The sequence below is a fragment of the Microbulbifer flavimaris genome (assembly GCF_001641755.2).
In the GTDB taxonomy this organism is placed as follows: Bacteria; Pseudomonadota; Gammaproteobacteria; order Pseudomonadales; family Cellvibrionaceae; genus Microbulbifer; species Microbulbifer flavimaris.
Genome location: NZ_LRFG02000028.1, coordinates 1 through 252, shown reverse-complemented (window position 1 = coordinate 252; position 252 = coordinate 1). Strand labels below are relative to the sequence as shown.

Genomic DNA, 252 nt, shown 5'->3' with positions numbered 1-252 from the left:
TTCAGTCCAAGGCTTTCTCGGAAGTGTTCTTTCAACACATACACTTCATAGAGTTTTTCATAGGAAGCACCGGAAATAGGCTGTCCCGTCGACAGAAAAGATTTCATGCGGGCAATCAGAGCTTTATTTTCGCCCAAATAATACAAAAACCAAATACTGAACGTGACCGGCGTTGGCTCGATATCGTTTTTGGTGAGGTGGCCTATCGCTTTCCGTGCGACGATCTGGTGATTCATATCATTATCTTCCCTT

General features: G+C 44.0%; 1 protein-coding gene. It reads right to left on the bottom strand.

Annotated features, from left to right (window positions below):
• Nucleotides 1-236, bottom strand: a 236-nt coding sequence (locus AWR36_RS16010; RefSeq protein WP_197409300.1) for a hypothetical protein, incomplete at its 3' end; no start/stop codon positions are given.
• Nucleotides 237-252: the final 16 nt, after the last annotated feature.